Genomic DNA, 15,573 nt, shown 5'->3' on the forward strand with positions numbered 1-15,573 from the left:
CTGGCCAGCGGCCGATCAGCGGCGCTTGCTGCCACCCAGCAAAGATCCCATCAACCCGCGCACCAACTGCCGTCCCAACTGGTTGGCGGCCTGACGCATGGCGGATTTCAGGGCCTGACCGGCGGCAGTGCCGAGGAACTCGCCGGCCCGATCGGTAAAGCTCGGCTCCTCCGCGGCCGGTTTGCCCGGCGCAGACTCGGCCTCTGGTGCCAGGCCCTTGCGCCCCATCAGCACTTCATAGGCCGACTCGCGGTCGACCGGTTTGTCATAGCGACCGACCAACGGTGAACTGTTGATCAGCGCCGCACGCTCGGCCTCGGTCAGCGGCCCGATGCGCGATTGCGGCGGTGCCACCAGCACTCGCTGGACCATCTCCGGCGTGCCTTTTTCCTGCAGCGTACCAACCAGCGCCTCGCCGATCCCCAGCTCGGTCAACACCGACAGCGCATCGAACGCCGGGTTCGGCCGGAAGCCGTCCGCCACGGCGCGCAAGGACTTCTGTTCCTTGGCGGTGAAGGCCCGCAAGCCGTGCTGGACGCGCAGCCCCAATTGCGCCAGCACGTCGTCCGGCAAGTCGCCTGGCGACTGGGTGACGAAGTACACGCCCACGCCTTTGGAGCGAATCAGCCGCACCACCTGTTCCAGCCGGTCCTGCAACGCTTTGGGCGTGCCGGCGAACAGCAGGTGGGCCTCGTCGAAAAACAGCGCCAGCAGCGGCTTTTCCGCATCGCCGCGCTCTGGCAGTTGCTCGAACAGCTCGGCCAGCAGCCACAACAGGAAGGTCGCATAGACCTTGGGCGCCTCGTGCACCAGGCGACTGGCGTCGAGCAGGTGGATCCGCCCGCGCCCGTCACTGGCCGGCTGCAGGATGTCTTCCAGTTGCAGGGCCGGCTCGCCGAACAGGGCCTCGGCGCCCTGCTGTTCCAGGGTCGCCAGACGCCGCAGCAAGGCCTGGCTGGAGCCGGTGGTCATCAGCGCCGCGTCATCCCCCAGCAACTGCGGGTTGTCCTTGAGGTGGTTGAGCAACGCCTTGAGGTCTTTCAGGTCGAGCAGCAACAGCCCTTCGCGGTCAGCCACCTTGAATGCCGCGTACAACGCCGATTGCTGGCTGTCGGTCAGCTCCAGCAGGCTGCCCAGCAACAGCGGACCCATTTCGCTCAGGGTAGTGCGCAGCGGGTGCCCGGACTGCCCGTGAATGTCCCACAACGTGACCGGATAAGCCTGGGGCTTGTGGTTCAGCCACGGCATCCCGGCAATACGTTCGGCGACCTTGCCCTGGGGATTGCCCGCGGCGCCCAGGCCACACAGATCACCCTTGATGTCCGCGGCGAACACCGCGACACCGGCATCGCTGAACGCTTCCGCCAGTCGCTGCAAGGTGACGGTTTTCCCTGTCCCGGTAGCGCCTGCCACCAGCCCGTGACGATTTGCCAGGCGCATGGCCTGGGCAATCGGTTGCCCCGCGAGATCGGCACCGATAACGAGTTGCGATGAATCCGGCATTTTGTCACCCATGGTTAATCTTTAGCCTTGACCGGCCGATAGATCAGAAAAGACTGAAAAATAGTTCAGATAATTCCCCAAGGAGAGGTGGAAATATCAACTTACTTTCAACCCCGCCCATTTTGCGCGCTTTTATAAGAGCACGCTCGTGACATTAAGACCTAGCGGACACCACAAGCCATGAACAAAAACCTGCGCTTCAGCCATAAAATCCTGCTTGCCGCCGCCCTCATCGTTATTGCCGCCTTCGCTTCCTTCACGCTGTACAACGACTATTTACAGCGCAATGCGATCCGCGAAGACCTGGACAATTACCTGCATGAAATGGGCGATGTGACCGCCAGCAACATCCAGACCTGGCTTACCGGTCGCATCCTGCTGATCGAGAACCTTGCACAAAATCTGGCGATCGACCCGCAATCGACCAAGGTGGCCAGCCTGCTCGAACAGAAGGCCCTGACCTCGACCTTCATGGCCTCCTACCTGGGCGATGCCAGCGGCAGCTTCACCATCCGCCCGGACGCGAAGATGCCCGACGGCTTCGACCCGCGCGTTCGCCCCTGGTACAAGGGCGCCGAAAGCAGCAGCGGCTCGACCCTCACCGAACCCTATATAGATGCAGCCACCGGCCAGTTGATCATTTCCGTCGCCACCGCCTCGCGTAACGGCGGGCAGAGCATCGGCGTGGTGGGCGGCGACCTGAGCCTGCAAACCCTGATCGAAACCCTCAACGCCCTGGATTTCGACGGCATGGGCTATGCCTTCCTGGTCAGCGCCGACGGCAAGATCCTGGTGCACCCGGACAAGGCGCTGGTGATGAAGAGCCTGAGCGAGGCCTACCCGCAGAACACGCCACGCATCAATGGCGATTTCAGCGAAATCGAAGTCGAGGGCAAGACCCGCATCGTCACCTTCACCCCGATCAAGGGCCTGCCGTCGGTGAACTGGTACATCGGCCTGTCCGTGGACAAGGACAAGGCGTTCTCGATGCTCAGCGAGTTCCGCGCTTCGGCCATCATTGCCACCGTCATCGCCGTGGCCATCATCATCGCCCTGCTGGGCATGCTGATCCGGGTGCTGATGCAGCCCCTGCATGTCATGACCCGCGCCATGCAGGACATCGCCGATGGCGAAGGCGACCTGACCCGCCGCCTGACCATCCAGAACCAGGATGAATTCGGCATCCTCGGCACCGCGTTCAACCGCTTCGTGGAGCGCATCCACGGTTCGATCCGCGAAGTGTCGTCGGCCACCGAGCACGTCAACGAAGTCGCCCTGCGCGTGGTCAGCGCCTCCAATTCGTCGATGCTCAATTCCGACGAGCAGGCCAGCCGCACCAACAGCGTGGCCGCGGCGATCAATCAGCTCGGCGCCGCCGCCCAGGAAATCGCCCGCAACGCCGCCCAGGCCTCGCAACAGGCCAGCGACGCGCGCAGCCTGGCCGAGGACGGCCAGCAAGTGGTGGACCGCAGCATCCTGGCGATGAACCAGCTGTCGGACATGATCAGCGCCTCCAGCAGCAACATCGAAACCCTCAACAGCAAGACCGTGAACATCGGGCAGATCCTCGAAGTCATCACCAGCATCTCCCAGCAGACCAACCTGCTGGCCCTCAACGCGGCCATCGAGGCGGCGCGGGCGGGCGAGGCCGGGCGCGGTTTTGCCGTGGTTGCCGACGAGGTGCGCAACCTGGCCCACCGCACTCAGGAATCGGCGCAACAGGTGCAGACCATGATCGAGGAGCTGCAGGTCGGCGCCCGCGAGTCGGTCAGTACCATGAGCAACAGCCAGCGCCACAGCCAGGACAGCGTGGAGATCGCCAACCAGGCCGGCGAGCGCCTGAATAGCGTGACCCAGCGCATCGGCGAGATCGACGGCATGAACCAGTCCGTGGCTACCGCCACCGAGGAACAGACCTCGGTGGTGGAGTCGATCAACATGGACATCACCGAGATCAACACCCTGAACCAGGAAGGGGTGGAAAACCTGCAGTCGACCCTGCGCGCCTGTTCCGACCTGGAGCAGCAGGCCGCACGCCTGAAGCAACTGGTCGGCAGCTTCCGTATCTGATCCCTTCAGCCATCCGGTGCCTGGGCAAAACCCAGGCACCGGACTGCCGACAATCCCTCCCGCATCCGCAGCAAACCGTTCATCCAGACGCATCGCCAACCGCCACGGCATCCCGACCGAACATCTATCCTTGATAAGGGTCAACCCTAGGGAGAACACCGGATCGGAGGGATGATCATCGTGCATATCGCTGACATAACCATGTTCTACGCCCCTGCCAGCGGTGGCGTGCGCACTTATCTGGACGCCAAGCATCGTCGCCTGGGACGCCAACCAGGAATCCGCCACAGTTTGCTGATCCCCGGGGCCCACTTCAGCGAACGCGACGGCATCTATAAAGTCCCCGCTCCCGCCCTGCCCTTTGGCAAGGGCTACCGCTTTCCCCTGCGCCTGGGGCCCTGGCGCAATATTCTCCATGACCTGCAACCGGACCTGATCGAAGTCGGCGACCCTTACCTCACCGCCTGGGCGGCCCTGGATGCGCGGCGCCAGCTGGACGTACCTGTGATCGGCTTTTATCACTCGGACCTGCCGCTGCTGGTCAGCAACCGCATGGGCCCCTGGTTCACCCCGAATGTCGAGGCCTACGTGCGCAAGCTGTACGGCAACTTCGACCGGGTCCTGGCCCCCAGCCAGGTCATGGCCGACAAACTGATCGGCCTGGGCGTGCGCAACGTCTATGTGCAGCCGCTGGGCGTCGACCTGCAGACCTTCCACCCGAGTCATCGCGACCCCGGCCTGCGCACCGAACTGGGGATTGCCGAAGACAGCCGCCTGCTGATCTTTGCCGGTCGCGGCTCCAAGGAAAAGAACCTGCCGGTGTTGCTCAACTGCATGCAACGTCTGGGCAAGCGCTACCACCTGCTGCTGGTGGGCTCGGCCATGCCGACCGCCGTGCCGGAGAATGTCACGGTGATCGACCAGTTCTGCCCGGCCCCTCAGGTCGCCCGCCTGATGGCCAGCGCCGATGCGCTGGTCCACGCCGGGGACCAGGAAACCTTTGGTCTGGTGATCCTCGAAGCCATGGCCAGCGGCATTCCCGTGGTGGCGGTGGCCGCCGGGGCCTTCCAGGAAATCGTCACCACGGAAGGCGGCTTGCTCTGTGCGCCGAACAATCCGCTGGCGATGGCCCATGCCGTGCAGGAGCTGTTCGCCCAGGGCTGCGCCGAGCGTGGCCAACGGGCGCGCCGCCATGTCGAACGTTATTACGCCTGGGATACGGTGGTCGCCAGCCTGCTGGAGCACTATCGCGCCGTGCTCGGCACCCAGCAGCCGATGCTGGCCCATGGTTGAGTCCGCCGGGATGCCCAGCGTGCTGCTGGTATTGCACGATGTCGCGCCACAAACCTGGATCGACTACCACCCCTTCGTCGAAACCGTCGACGCCATGGGCAATGTGCCGATGACCTGGCTGGTGGTACCGGATTTTCACCGGCACAACCCGCTCGATGCTCATCCCGGTTTTCGCCGGCTGCTCAGCGCGCGCCTGGAACGCGGCGATGAACTGGTGCTGCACGGTTACTTCCATTGCGACGAGGGCCCGCCACCGCGCACCCCGTATGACTGGTTCATGCGTCGCGTGTACACCCATGAGGGTGAGTTCTACAGCCTCTCGGAAAACGCCGCCCTGGCACGCCTGCATGCCGGCCTGGAACTGTTCCAGCGTTACAACTGGCCCCTGCAGGGGTTCGTCGCCCCCGCCTGGCTGATGAGCCCGGGTACGCGCCAGGCCCTGCGCCAACTGCCCCTGCGCTACACCAGCGGCCCGCAGCATCTGTACCGGCTGCCGGACTTCTCGCCGATCGCCGCCCCCGGCCTGGTGTGGAGCGCCCGCAGCGCCTGGCGCCGCAAAGCCTCCCGGCTGCTCAGCCTGCAACGCGAACGACGCTGGCAGCAGGCAGCGGTGATTCGCCTCGGCCTGCACCCGGTGGACATGCGTCACCCCGACTCGCGCCAGTACTGGCTGGACACCCTCGAACGCCTGCTGGAGCAAGGACGCCAGCCACTGACCAAGGCCGACTGGCTCGACACCCAGCCGCCAAGGGCACGCGGTACCCCATGAGCCGGGCGATATGGCTGGCCATGGCCTTGCTGGCGGCGCTCCTGGTCCCGCTGCTGCTGGGCGGCGGCGAACTGTGGGGGCGGGTCCAGCGTTTTTCCCTGCCGTTGCTGCTGGGCATGCTGAGCATGATTCTGCTGTGCTGGATCATCAATTCGCTGCGCCTGAGCCTGCTGCTGGGTCGACATCGCGGCCGGCTGGGACGCTGGAAGAGTCTCGCGGTGGTGATGTCCACCGAGTTCGCCATGTGCGCCACGCCCGGCGGCAGTGGCGGCCCCCTGACCTTGATGGCCCTGCTGGCGCGTAACGGCGTGCGCCCGGCTCGCGGCAGCGCGGTGTTTGCCATGGATCAATTGAGCGACCTGCTGTTCTTCCTTTGCGCGCTGCTGGGGATCCTGTTCTACGCGCTGTTCCAGAACCTCAGCCAGCGCCTGGAATGGCTGCTGGCCCTCAGCAGCCTTTCGCTGTTCGGCGGGTTATGCATCTGCCTGGCGATAGCCCGCTACCACCGTCGCCTGATCCTGCTCAGCGGCCATCTGCTTGCGCCCTTCAAGATCCGCCCCGCGACCCGTCGGCGCCGGGCGCGCAAATGGCTGCATTTCCTCAAGGCCTTCGGCGATAGCCTGAAACTGCCCTGGCAGACCCTGACGGGGGTCTTTGCCTTGACCTGCATGCATTGGGCGCTGCGCTACAGCGTGCTGTACCTGGCGTTGCGCGGGCTGGGGGTGGACCTGCAATGGGCCTGGACCTTTCTGATCCAGATGCTCGCCCTGAGCGCAGGGCAATTCAGCCTGCTGCCCGGCGGCGCGGGAGCGGCGGAGCTGACATCGGCGGCGCTGCTGGCGCCCATGGTGGGGAAATCGACGGCGGCCGCGGCCATCCTGATCTGGCGGGCCGTCACCTACTATTTCTATCTGCTGGCCGGCGGCCCGGTATTCCTGATGATGGTCGGGCGCCCCTTGCTGCGCACCCTGATGAAGCTCAAGCAGGCTTAGGCGGCTCTGAATCCGGGGCATCCTGCTGCAACTGCTGCCACAGCTCGGCGGCGCCGGGAAACTCGGTGCCGTCCTCGGCGCTCATGTCGTCCGGGTCGTAACGGCTCAGGCAGCCCTCGCCGAGGGTGGCGGGTGCCTTGGATGTGGCTTTGTCCAGTGGATCACTCATCGGTCGATCCTCATGAAAAATCGCCGGACCAGGAGCTTGGATGCCCGGGCCCGGCGGATTCGATCAGAGCGCTTTTAATCAGAACACTCTGGATCAGAACACGACAGTCTTGTTGCCGTGCACCAGCACGCGGTCTTCCAGGTGGTAGCGCAGGCCGCGGGCCAGGACCATCTTCTCGACGTCACGGCCGAAACGCACCATGTCTTCGATGCTGTCGCTGTGGCTGACACGGACCACGTCCTGCTCGATGATCGGGCCGGCATCCAGCTCTTCGGTCACGTAGTGGCAGGTCGCGCCGATCAGCTTCACACCACGCAGGGAAGCCTGGTGATAAGGCTTGGCGCCGACGAACGACGGCAGGAAGCTGTGGTGAATGTTGATCACCTTGTGCGCGTATTCGCTGCACAGCTCCGGCGGCAGGATCTGCATGTAGCGCGCCAGCACCACCACTTCGGCGTCGTGCTGCTTGACCAGGCGCGAGACTTCGGCGAACGCCGGCTCCTTGTCCTGAGGGTTGACCGGCACATGGTAATAAGGAATGCCATGCCACTCGACCATGCTGCGCAAGTCGTCGTGGTTGGAAATCACACAGGAGATCTCGCAGTCGAGTTCGTCGCTGTGCCAGCGGTGCAACAGGTCCGCCAGGCAGTGGGACTCACGGCTGGCCATCAACACCACGCGCTTCTTCTGCGCGGTATCGGTGATGCGCCAGTCCATCGAGAACTCTTCGGCAATCGGCGCAAAGGCTTCACGAAAGGCTTCAAGGCCGAACGGCAAAGAGTCGGCACGTATTTCGTGACGCATGAAGAACCAGCCACTCAGGTCATCCGAGTGGTGACTGGCTTCGGTGATCCAGCCGTTGTGGGACGCCAGAAAGTTACTGACTTTGGCAACGATGCCAACGCGGTCCGGGCAGGAAATCACCAACCGAAAAGTGCGCATGAGGGGGAAACTCCAGAACTTCGCAAAGGCCGCCATTCTAGCGATTGCGCGACAAAACTGCAGTATTCGTGATGTCGGAATCCGATTCCTCTGAGCAGCCTGTAGGGCTCATGCCCGAGGCGAGAGGGAAATCAGTCACACTTGGAAATAGTCCTATAACTTTGTGGGAAATAGTCGTGCGGACTCGTTCACAATATTTAACTCATCAATCAGGATCTTTGCTAAACACTCTAATCAAATTAAATAAAAGCCGGCTTTATTGTTTACTTGAGGAAACTGCCTGACTATTATTACGCCACTGTCACCTGCCACTCAGCACTCAACATAAGGCAATTCTCATGTCCCTGATCAACGAATACCGCGCCACAGAAGAAGCTATCAAAGAGCTGCAAGCCCGTTTGAAGAACCTGTCGCAAGACGACAAACTGCAAGCCGAGCTGGAATTCGAAGGCAAACTGCGCGCCCTGATGGGTGAATACTCCAAGTCCCTGCGCGACATCATCGCGCTGCTGGATCCGGACTCGAAAGTTAAGGCGCCACGTGTTGCCGCCAAAACTACCGGCACCAAGCGCGCACGCAAGGTCAAACAATACAAGAACCCGCACAACGGCGAAGTCATCGAAACCAAGGGCGGCAACCACAAAACCCTGAAAGAGTGGAAAGCCAAGTGGGGCGGCGACGTGGTCGAAGGCTGGGCAACCCTGCTGGGTTAAGCCGTACACCCGTCACAGAGGGATTTGCGACCTTATGAAAAAACGCCAGCTTGCTGGCGTTTTTTTATTTCCGGCAAATGCCCGGAATGTACTAAGCCGAACAATCAAAGCCCGAAACGCAGGGCCAGCGACCGGCTGTAATCCTGCCATTCATCCAGCACCTGACGCTGAATCGATGTAGCACTCACCCGTAGTTCGGCAGCCGCCTGATTGAAACTTTCCAGGGTATTGGGCGCTCCCCACTGCGGGTCGCACAGGCGCTGCTGACAGAATGACTTCCAGCGCTCTTGCTCCTCCCCGTTCAAGGTTTCAGGAAAGTTACGGGCGCGATAACGAAATAATAATTCAGGCAAACGTTCATCATCGAACGGCCATTGCTCTTGCCCTAAATGAAGCGGCTCGGCATTGCGCACTTGTTCGCATAAGCGTCGGTCGCGATCGCCGATAAAACCGTCGTACAACTGCTGCTCGGGATCGATGCTGGGGGCAAAATCCTCGCTGGCATAAATTGCCGCAAGTTTATCCCGCCAAACTTCTTGTGCGTCACTTAGCCGCAGCGTCCGGGCCTTATATTCCGCCATGTCCAGTTGCAAACGCTGCTGGTCCTCGCCACGCAATACACTCAGCGGTGCGACGACCGGGCAGCGGTTGATATGGATCAGTTTCAACGGCACCGGCAACTCACCTTCGGCCAGGTCTTCGCGGCGGGTATACAAACGCTGGCGCAGCGTCTCGGCGTCCAGCTCGAGCAATCCCTGTGGGTCCAGGTGCAGGTCACAGACAATCAGGGCGTTGCGGTTGCGCGGATGCCAGGCCAGCGGCAGGACCACGCCGACATAACTGCGCGCCGCGGAAAAGCGTCCGGAAATATGCACCAGCGGTTGCAACAGACGAATCTGGTCCATGACTTTCTGCTTGCTGCGCAACTGGAACAGCCATTCATACAACTTCGGCTGCTTGTCCCGAATCAGCCTGGCCAGGGCAATAGTGGCGCGCACATCGGACAGCGCTTCGTGGGCATGTCCGTGATCGATGCCATTGGCGGCGGTCAGGCGCTCCAGCTTCAGGGTCACCCTCCCCTCCTCGTCCCGCGGCCAGACAATCCCTTCCGGGCGCAAGGCATAGGCGGTACGCACCACATCGATCAGGTCCCAGCGGCTGTTGCCGCCTTGCCACTCGCGGGCATAAGGGTCGAAGAAATTCCGGTACAGGCTGTAGCGGGTCATCTCGTCGTCGAAGCGCAGGGTGTTGTAGCCGGCGCCACAAGTGCCCGGTGCCGCCAGCTGGGCGTGCACCCGGGTCATGAAATCGGCTTCGCTCAGCCCCTGTTCGGCCAGCCGGCCCGGGGTAATGCCGGTGATCATGCAGGCCGCTGGATGGGGCAGGATGTCGTCGCTGGGCTGACAGTAAAGATTGACTGGCTCGCCGATCTCGTTGAGTTCGAAGTCGGTGCGAATCCCCGCCACCTGCAACGGCCGATCGCAGCGCGGGTTGATGCCGGTGGTTTCGTAGTCGTACCAGAAGATGGAAGTCACGGGCTGTTCCTGGGCAAAAGACCGGCAAAGTCTAGGCGCTTGGCACCGGCCGCGGCCAGCCTTGTGATGATTCAAGGGTAACGGCGCACGTCACGCGGCACAGTTAATGATGTCGTTCTCCCCTCCGACACTGCTAGCATCAGGCGGTCATCCATCGCCACCAGGCCAGCCTCAAGTTGCCTATGTTCGAGACGACAGCACTGCCAGGGAAAGCATTGCCCCCGCCACTGGACACCCGCTACCAGGTCGAAACGCCAGAAGGCATCGACCTGCCGCTGCGGCCGGCAGGGCTGATGTCGCGCGCCCTGGCCTTTGCCATCGACCTGGGCTTTCGTGGCCTGATCCTCGGCGTGCTGTTTATTGTCCTGGGGTTTCTCGGCCAGCTCGGCATGGGGCTGGGTTCGATCCTGCTGTTTCTGGTCAGCTGGTGGTACATGGTGCTGTTCGAGGTGTTGAATCAGGGCTGCTCGCCAGGCAAGCAGCTGATGGGCCTGCGGGTCGTGCAGGACGATGGCACACCCATCGGCTGGGGCCCTTCCCTGACCCGCAACCTGCTGCGTTTTGTCGACATGCTGCCGTTCGGTTATTGCCTCGGCGCCATCAGTTGCCTGCAGCACCCGACCTTCAAGCGCCTCGGCGACCTGGCCGCCGGCACCCTGGTGATCTACCGCGAGCAGCCGGTGGTTCGCCCGACCTTGCCGGCAGTGCCCGCCAGAACCGCCGCCTTCGCCCTGAGCCTGACTGAGCAACGGGCCATCCTCAGCTTCGCCGAACGCCAGGAACAACTGTCCGCGGATCGGGTCCAGGAGCTGGCCGCGCTACTCGCCGAGCCTCTGCACGTAACCCCCGCGCAGGCCCGTGACGAACTCAATGGCATCGCCCGCGGACTGCTGGGGCCGACATGAAACAGAGCCTGTTCGAAAACCGTCATCAAGCCTTGTGGCAGCGCCTGCGCGAACAGCTCGAACAACTGGAACGCGGCCAGGCGACGCCCGACACCTGTGCCCGCTTCCCTGAGGATTACCGTCGTTTATGCCAGCATCTGGCCCTGGCCCGGGAGCGCGGCTATAGCAGCTTCCTGGTCGACCCGTTGCAACAACTGGCGCTGCGCGGCCATCAGCAGCTCTATCGCCAACGCAGCCCGTTAGGCGCCCGGGTCCTGGGCTTTGTCCTGGCCGGTTTCCCGCAGCTGGTGCGCGAACAATGGCGCTTCGTCCTGGTGGCCAGCCTGGTGTTCTTTGGCAGCCTGCTGGGTGTCGGCCTGCTGGTGTACCTGGTGCCCGAACTGATCTACAGCGTGGTCAGCCCGCAACAGGTGGCCGAAATGCAACGCCTCTACGATCCAGACGCCAGTCGCCTGGGCCGCCTCGCCAATCGGGCCGCCGGCGAAGACTGGATGATGTTCGGCTACTACATCATGAACAACATCGGCATCGCTTTTCAGACCTTTGCCAGCGGCCTGCTGTTTGGCCTGGGGAGCCTGTTCTTCCTGTTCTTCAACGGCCTGACCATCGGCGCGGTGGCCGGGCACCTGACCCAGATCGGCTATGGCGCCACCTTCTGGTCGTTTGTCATCGGCCACAGTGCCTTCGAGCTCAGCGCCATCGCCCTGGCCGGCGCGGCGGGATTGAAAATGGGCTGGGCGCTGATCGCCCCCGGACGCCTGCCCCGCGGCGAAGCCTTGCTGCTGGCCGCGCGCACCAGCGTGCGGTTGATCTGCGGGGTCATCCTGTTCCTGCTGATCGCTGCCTTTATCGAAGCCTATTGGTCCTCCCTGACCTGGCCCGCGGCCTGGATCAAATACCTGGTCGGCGGCATCTGCTGGCTGCTGGTCCTGGCCTACCTGATATTCGCTGGACGCCGCCATGCGCCTGAGTGAAGCCAGCGTGGTGATTCGCCCGCGCACGACCTGGGAAGCCATGGACCTGGGAGTACTGCTGAGCCAGCGCCACCGACGCCTGCTGATGACCAGCTGGGCGCTGATCACCCTGCCGGTATTCGCCCTGCTCAGCCTGTTGCTCTGGGACTCGCCTACCCTCGCCCTGCTGCTGTTCTGGTGGCTCAAGCCGGCCTTCGAACGGCTGCCGCTGTACATCCTCGCCAAGGCCCTGTTCGGCGAAACCCCGACCTTGCGCCAGGCCCTGCACCAATGGCCCAGGCTGCTCAAGCCGCAACTGCTGGCCAGCCTGACCTGGCGCCGCCTGAGCCTGAGCCGCAGTTTCATCATGCCCGTGGTGCAGCTCGAGGGCCTGAGTGGCGAGGCGCGCCAGCAACGGGTGCGGGTGCTGCAACAGCGCAATGCCGGGGCCGCGCACTGGCTGACCCTGATCGGCGTGCACCTGGAAGGCATCTTGTGGATCGGCCTGCTGGCGTTGTTCTATCTATTGCTGCCACAACAGATCGAGCTGGACTGGGACTGGCAGACGCTGATTGCCGCCGCCGAGCAGGATTGGCTCTGGCTCGAACACCTGACCAACGCTTTTTACGCTCTGGTCCTGATTGTCTGGGAGCCGGTGTACGTCGCCTGCGGCTTCAGCCTCTACCTCAATCGCCGCACGCTGCTGGAGGCCTGGGATATCGAACTGGTGCTGCGCCGCCTGCGGCAGCGCTTGAGTGGCGCCGCCCTGCTGCTGGTCCTGGGCAGCCTGAGCCTGCTGCCCCTGCCGTCCGATGCCTGGGCCGCCGAGCCGGCCACTGGCCCTGACAGCCCGCGCCTGCTGGATCAGCCGCTGACCAGCCAGGCCGCGAAAGACAGCATCAACCAGATCCTCGACCAGCCGCCCTTCAAGAACCCGCAGACCGTGACCCGTTACCGGTTCGACGAAGACAGCCCGAAAAGCGCTGAACACTCTGAACTGCCGGGCTGGCTCAAGGCCCTGACCGACCTGCTGGACAGCAGGGCCTTTGGCACCGCAGCCAAGGCCCTGGAGATCCTGCTCTGGGCCCTGCTGCTGGGGGCGCTGGCCCTGCTGGTGTGGCGTCATCGTCAGTGGTTGCGGGCCTTTGTCGGCCGCCGTCCGCTGCCGGGCAAAGTCCCTGCGCGAGCTGCTCCGCACCAGCTGTTCGGCCTGGACCTCAGCCCCGACGCCTTGCCCGAGGATGTCGCCGCCGCTGCCGAGGCACTCTGGCCACAACAGCCACGCGAAGCCCTCGGGCTGTTGTACCGCGCGCTCCTGAGCCGGCTCCTGCATGACTTCCGCCTGCCGCTGAAACCGGCGGACACCGAGGGCCAGGTCCTCGAGCAGATCAAGGCTTTGCAGTTGCCCCAGCTGCAGGCGTTCAGCAACAGCCTGACCCAGCACTGGCAGAACCTGGCCTACGGTCATCGCCTGCCTCCCGCGCAATTGAAGCAGGAACTGTGCGATGGCTGGCGCACCCTGTTCGGCCCGGGAGCGCCACGATGAACCGGCGCCTGCTGCCGCTGCTCGCGCTACTGGTCGCTGGCCTGCTCGGCGGCTTGCTGCTGTACCTCTACCTCAACGCCAGGCCCTACCAGGAAACCATCGATCACGGCCCCTCCCCGCAAGCCCGCGCCAACCCATACCTGGCGGCGGAAATGTTCCTGCGCCAGCGCGGCTTGCAGGTTCACCACGCCAACGGCCTGGAGGTGCTGCCGACCCTCAAGCCGCAGCAGAACAGCCTGTTGCTGCTGGGTGAGCGCTCGAACATGACGCCGCAGCAGGTCGAGCAACTGCTGGACTGGGCCAGGGCCGGCGGGCGCCTGCTGTTCGTCGCCGAAGCACTGTGGAACAAAGAGGCCGGACGCAGTGGCGACCTGTTGCTCGATCGCCTGCACCTGCGCCAGTTTCTCAGCAAGGACCTCAAAGCCCCGCCGCCAGGCGCCGGCAAAGAGCCCTACCCGAAACTGACCAAGCTCTACCTGGAAGACGAAGATGCGCCGGCCTATATCGGTTTCGACACCGACTTCCACCTGGAAGACCCGGACAACCTCACCCAGTCCTGGGCCAACAGCGCCCGGGCCACCCACATGATGCAACTGAGCTACGGCCAGGGTTCGGTGACCGTGCTCACCGATGCCGAGATCTGGAAGACGCCGTTGATTGCCAAGTACGACAACGCCTGGCTGCTCTGGTACCTGAGCGCCGACAGCGATGTCACCCTGCTGTTCGACACCGATCACGACAGCCTCTGGAGCCTGCTGCTGAAGCATTTCCCCCAGGCGCTGGTGGCCCTGGCGGCACTGCTCGGCCTGTGGCTGTGGCATGTCGGGGTTCGCCACGGACCGATGCAGGCTCCGATGCCCAGGGCCCGGCGCCAGTTGCGCGAGCACCTGCAAGCCAGCGCCCACTTCCTGTTGCGCCACACCGGTCAGCAGGGGCTGCTGCATAGCCTGCAGCAGGACATCCTGCGCCGCGCCCAGCATCGTCATCCCGGTTTCGAACGACTCACCGCCGCCGAACAAGGGCAGGTCCTGGCCCGCCTTACCCGGCAACCGGACAGCGTCATCAGCCAGGCCCTGGCTCCCCAGCCGGCACAACGCCTTTCCAGCGCCGACTTCAGCCGTCTGGTCACCCACCTGCAAACTCTCAGGAATGCCCTATGAGCGACCTTCCCGCCGAACCGCTTCCCGCCACCGAGCCCGGCCATGCGCAAGCGCATGCCGTCCAGCAACGTCAGCGCGCCAGCCAGCTGGCCCAGGCCCTGCGCCACGAACTGCAAAAGGCGGTGATCGGCCAGGACGCGGTGATCGACGACGTGCTCACCGCCCTGATCGCCGGTGGCCACGTGCTGCTCGAAGGCGTGCCCGGGCTGGGCAAGACCTTGCTGGTGCGCGCCCTGGCCCGTTGCTTTGGCGGCGAATTCGCGCGCATCCAGTTCACCCCGGACCTGATGCCCAGCGACGTCACCGGCCATGCGGTCTACGACCTGCAGACCGAGCAGTTCAAGCTGCGCAAGGGCCCCTTGTTCACCAACTTACTGCTGGCCGACGAGATCAACCGCGCGCCGGCCAAGACCCAGGCCGCCCTGCTCGAAGCCATGCAGGAGCGCCAGGTCACCCTCGAAGGCCGGGCGCTGCCCATCGCCCAGCCCTTCATGGTCCTGGCCACGCAGAACCCGATCGAACAGGAAGGCACCTACCCGCTGCCGGAAGCCGAACTCGACCGTTTCATGCTCAAGCTGCGCATGGATTACCCGGACAGCGACCAGGAATTGCACATGGTCCGCCAGGTCACCCGCTCACCCCGGGCCGACATGCTCGACGTGCAGCCGCTGCGCACCCTGCTGCAGGCCAAGGACGTGCTGGCCCTGCAGCGGATCGCCAGCGACCTGCCGCTGGACGAGCAGGTCCTCGACTATGCCGTGCGGCTGGCCCGGGCCACCCGCAGCTGGCCGGGGCTGACCCTCGGCGCCGGGCCGCGGGCGTCGATCGCCCTGGTCCGTGGGGCCCGGGCCAGGGCCTTGCTGCGCGGCGGTGAGTTCGTCATTCCGGATGACATCAAGGGTTGCGCCCTGGCAGTGCTGCGGCATCGTGTGCGGATCGCCCCGGAGCTGGATATCGAAGGCTTGTCGGTGGAGCAGGTGCTCAAGCAACTGCTCGATCAAGTGCCGGCGCCGCGACTGTGAG

General features: G+C 63.9%; 14 protein-coding genes and 1 pseudogene. 11 read left to right on the forward strand and 4 right to left on the reverse strand.

Annotated features, from left to right (window positions below; genetic code table 11):
- Positions 1 to 15: 15 nt before the first annotated feature.
- Positions 16 to 1,503, reverse strand: coding sequence for a helicase HerA-like domain-containing protein (locus AC07VU_RS14305; protein ID WP_495030080.1), 1,488 nt, complete (start codon positions 1,501 to 1,503; stop codon positions 16 to 18).
- Positions 1,504 to 1,683: 180 nt separating this feature from the next.
- Here AC07VU_RS14305 and AC07VU_RS14310 point away from each other — a divergent pair.
- The 5 genes and pseudogenes from AC07VU_RS14310 to gpgF all read left to right on the forward strand — a co-directional run.
- Positions 1,684 to 2,715 (forward strand): annotated as a pseudogene (locus AC07VU_RS14310) (HAMP domain-containing protein); the annotation flags it as partial.
- A 93-nt stretch (positions 2,716 to 2,808) separates the two neighbouring features.
- The gene (locus AC07VU_RS14315; RefSeq protein ID WP_371920946.1) at positions 2,809 to 3,573 is read left to right on the forward strand and encodes a methyl-accepting chemotaxis protein; all 765 of its coding nucleotides are present in this window, start codon (positions 2,809 to 2,811) and stop codon (positions 3,571 to 3,573) included.
- 171 nt (positions 3,574 to 3,744) lie between these two features.
- On the forward strand, positions 3,745 to 4,866 hold the full coding sequence (gene gpgS / locus AC07VU_RS14320) for an N-acetylglucosaminyl phosphatidylglycerol synthase (RefSeq protein ID WP_495030055.1): 1,122 nt from the start codon (positions 3,745 to 3,747) through the stop codon (positions 4,864 to 4,866).
- A gap of 10 nt (positions 4,867 to 4,876) precedes the next feature.
- Positions 4,877 to 5,635 (forward strand): N-acetylglucosaminyl phosphatidylglycerol deacetylase, encoded by a 759-nt coding sequence (gene gpgD, locus AC07VU_RS14325; protein WP_495030081.1) that lies wholly within the window; start codon positions 4,877 to 4,879, stop codon positions 5,633 to 5,635.
- Positions 5,632 to 6,627, forward strand: coding sequence for a glucosaminyl phosphatidylglycerol flippase (gene gpgF / locus AC07VU_RS14330; protein ID WP_277589478.1), 996 nt, complete (start codon positions 5,632 to 5,634; stop codon positions 6,625 to 6,627). Before gpgD ends, gpgF begins: the two co-directional genes overlap by 4 nt.
- On the opposite strand, the gene AC07VU_RS14335 is transcribed toward gpgF, so the two are convergent.
- Both AC07VU_RS14335 and purU read right to left on the reverse strand, forming a co-directional pair.
- Entirely contained in the window at positions 6,614 to 6,796 is a 183-nt protein-coding gene (locus AC07VU_RS14335; RefSeq protein ID WP_102679016.1) for a hypothetical protein, read from the reverse strand. The genes gpgF and AC07VU_RS14335 overlap by 14 nt on opposite strands.
- A gap of 93 nt (positions 6,797 to 6,889) precedes the next feature.
- Complete coding sequence (purU, locus tag AC07VU_RS14340; RefSeq protein ID WP_007931173.1) at positions 6,890 to 7,738, reverse strand: formyltetrahydrofolate deformylase; 849 nt, start codon at positions 7,736 to 7,738, stop codon at positions 6,890 to 6,892.
- A 338-nt stretch (positions 7,739 to 8,076) separates the two neighbouring features.
- Here purU and mvaT point away from each other — a divergent pair, with 338 nt between their 5' ends.
- The gene (gene mvaT, locus AC07VU_RS14345) at positions 8,077 to 8,451 is read left to right on the forward strand and encodes a histone-like nucleoid-structuring protein MvaT (protein WP_007931174.1); all 375 of its coding nucleotides are present in this window, start codon (positions 8,077 to 8,079) and stop codon (positions 8,449 to 8,451) included.
- A gap of 104 nt (positions 8,452 to 8,555) precedes the next feature.
- Here the strand turns inward: mvaT and sbcB are convergent, their stop codons facing one another.
- Positions 8,556 to 9,986, reverse strand: coding sequence for an exodeoxyribonuclease I (sbcB, locus tag AC07VU_RS14350; protein WP_274304464.1), 1,431 nt, complete (start codon positions 9,984 to 9,986; stop codon positions 8,556 to 8,558).
- A 182-nt stretch (positions 9,987 to 10,168) separates the two neighbouring features.
- Between sbcB and AC07VU_RS14355 the strand changes: the two genes are divergently transcribed.
- From AC07VU_RS14355 to AC07VU_RS14375, 5 genes are read left to right on the forward strand one after another with little or no spacing between them, the layout of a single operon-like run.
- Positions 10,169 to 10,891: an RDD family protein gene (locus AC07VU_RS14355; protein ID WP_274304465.1), complete on the forward strand. Its 723-nt coding sequence runs from the start codon at positions 10,169 to 10,171 to the stop codon at positions 10,889 to 10,891.
- Positions 10,888 to 11,865, forward strand: coding sequence for a stage II sporulation protein M (locus AC07VU_RS14360; protein WP_274304466.1), 978 nt, complete (start codon positions 10,888 to 10,890; stop codon positions 11,863 to 11,865). Before AC07VU_RS14355 ends, AC07VU_RS14360 begins: the two co-directional genes overlap by 4 nt.
- Complete coding sequence (locus AC07VU_RS14365; RefSeq protein WP_274304467.1) at positions 11,852 to 13,390, forward strand: DUF4129 domain-containing protein; 1,539 nt, start codon at positions 11,852 to 11,854, stop codon at positions 13,388 to 13,390. The genes AC07VU_RS14360 and AC07VU_RS14365 overlap by 14 nt, the downstream gene beginning before the upstream one ends.
- Positions 13,387 to 14,550 carry a DUF4350 domain-containing protein gene (locus AC07VU_RS14370; protein WP_274304468.1) on the forward strand — a complete coding sequence of 388 codons (1,164 nt, stop codon included), beginning with the start codon at positions 13,387 to 13,389 and terminating at the stop codon, positions 14,548 to 14,550. The genes AC07VU_RS14365 and AC07VU_RS14370 overlap by 4 nt, the downstream gene beginning before the upstream one ends.
- Complete coding sequence (locus AC07VU_RS14375) at positions 14,547 to 15,572, forward strand: AAA family ATPase (RefSeq protein WP_087090210.1); 1,026 nt, start codon at positions 14,547 to 14,549, stop codon at positions 15,570 to 15,572. The genes AC07VU_RS14370 and AC07VU_RS14375 overlap by 4 nt, the downstream gene beginning before the upstream one ends.
- Position 15,573: the final 1 nt, after the last annotated feature.

This window comes from Pseudomonas sp. GW821-FHT02B10 (assembly GCF_059421865.1).

What these genes read in the sequence shown, in the direction of transcription:
- purU (WP_007931173.1), bottom strand. Translation starts at nt 7,738, where the DNA reads ATGCGCACTTTTCGGTTGGTGATTTCCTGCCCGGACCGCGTTGGCATC.
- gpgS (WP_495030055.1), top strand. Translation starts at nt 3,745, where the DNA reads ATGATCATCGTGCATATCGCTGACATAACCATGTTCTACGCCCCTGCC.
- AC07VU_RS14305 (WP_495030080.1), bottom strand. Translation starts at nt 1,503, where the DNA reads ATGCCGGATTCATCGCAACTCGTTATCGGTGCCGATCTCGCGGGGCAA.
- AC07VU_RS14360 (WP_274304466.1), top strand. Translation starts at nt 10,888, where the DNA reads ATGAAACAGAGCCTGTTCGAAAACCGTCATCAAGCCTTGTGGCAGCGC.
- AC07VU_RS14370 (WP_274304468.1), top strand. Translation starts at nt 13,387, where the DNA reads ATGAACCGGCGCCTGCTGCCGCTGCTCGCGCTACTGGTCGCTGGCCTG.
- gpgF (WP_277589478.1), top strand. Translation starts at nt 5,632, where the DNA reads ATGAGCCGGGCGATATGGCTGGCCATGGCCTTGCTGGCGGCGCTCCTG.
- AC07VU_RS14375 (WP_087090210.1), top strand. Translation starts at nt 14,547, where the DNA reads ATGAGCGACCTTCCCGCCGAACCGCTTCCCGCCACCGAGCCCGGCCAT.
- mvaT (WP_007931174.1), top strand. Translation starts at nt 8,077, where the DNA reads ATGTCCCTGATCAACGAATACCGCGCCACAGAAGAAGCTATCAAAGAG.
- AC07VU_RS14365 (WP_274304467.1), top strand. Translation starts at nt 11,852, where the DNA reads ATGCGCCTGAGTGAAGCCAGCGTGGTGATTCGCCCGCGCACGACCTGG.
- AC07VU_RS14355 (WP_274304465.1), top strand. Translation starts at nt 10,169, where the DNA reads ATGTTCGAGACGACAGCACTGCCAGGGAAAGCATTGCCCCCGCCACTG.
- gpgD (WP_495030081.1), top strand. Translation starts at nt 4,877, where the DNA reads ATGCCCAGCGTGCTGCTGGTATTGCACGATGTCGCGCCACAAACCTGG.
- AC07VU_RS14335 (WP_102679016.1), bottom strand. Translation starts at nt 6,796, where the DNA reads ATGAGTGATCCACTGGACAAAGCCACATCCAAGGCACCCGCCACCCTC.
- AC07VU_RS14315 (WP_371920946.1), top strand. Translation starts at nt 2,809, where the DNA reads ATGCTCAATTCCGACGAGCAGGCCAGCCGCACCAACAGCGTGGCCGCG.